The sequence below is a fragment of the Microvirga sp. 2MCAF35 genome (assembly GCF_052115545.1).
In the GTDB taxonomy this organism is placed as follows: Bacteria; Pseudomonadota; Alphaproteobacteria; order Rhizobiales; family Beijerinckiaceae; genus Microvirga.
The window spans coordinates 1-759 of sequence record NZ_JBFRGW010000103.1 but is presented as its reverse complement, the minus strand read 5'-3'; the positions used below and the strand labels follow the sequence as shown (position 1 = coordinate 759).

The window sequence follows — 759 nt, the reverse complement described above, 5'->3', positions numbered from 1 at the left end:
TCTCGTTGGCGATCTCGATGCCCGTCGCCGGCTTGCCGCTGCGGTAGAAATCGGTGTCGTAGGTGTGTGCCACGGTGTTGGACTGCACCACCGCACCCTGCGCGTTGTCGAGATAGATGCCGACGCTGAAGCTGTCGTAGACCTTGTTGCCGGTGATCTTGGCGTCCTTGGTGAACATCGCGCCGACACCCTCGCCGTAGTTGCCGTGCACGTAGTTGTTGCTGATGACGCTGCCGTCCGACTTGTCCAGGCTGATGCCCTGCGCCCAGCCGCCGCCGGTCATCGAGCGGCTGCTGTTCTCCAGCACGTTGTGCCAGACCTCGTTGCCGTCGATCAGGTTGTTGTAGGAGTTGCCGACATTGCCGCCGGCCCAGATGCCGACACGCACGCTGTCATGCACGTTGTTGTCGAGGATCTTGGTRTCGTGGGTTTCCCACAGGCTGATGCCGCCGCGCTTGGCGTTGCGGACCTCGAAGCCCTGGAAGGTGACGTAGTCGCCCGTGATGGTGACGAGATCCGARCCMSCGGCRGWCTGGSYGCCGTCGATGAYCACGTGGGCGCCCTCGGCGGCCTTGATGGTGATCGGCGCCGAGGCGGTGCCGCTGTTGTTGATCGAGACGTTGCCGTTGTAGACGCCGCCGGCGACCAGCACGGTGTCGCCCGCCTTGGCGAGCTGGGCGGCTTTGGTGATCGATTTCACCGGGCTACCGGATGCACCCGAACCCGTGTCGCTGCCCGTCGTCGAAACATAAATAGTGG

Annotated in this window: 1 protein-coding gene; it reads right to left on the bottom strand. The window is 63.9% G+C overall.

Annotation, left to right across the window (positions count from 1 at the left end; all coding sequences use genetic code 11):
* On the bottom strand, positions 1 to 700 hold a 700-nt coding region (locus AB4097_RS21495; RefSeq protein ID WP_442043335.1), incomplete at its 3' end, for a right-handed parallel beta-helix repeat-containing protein.
* Between the last annotated feature and the right edge of the window lie 59 nt (positions 701 to 759).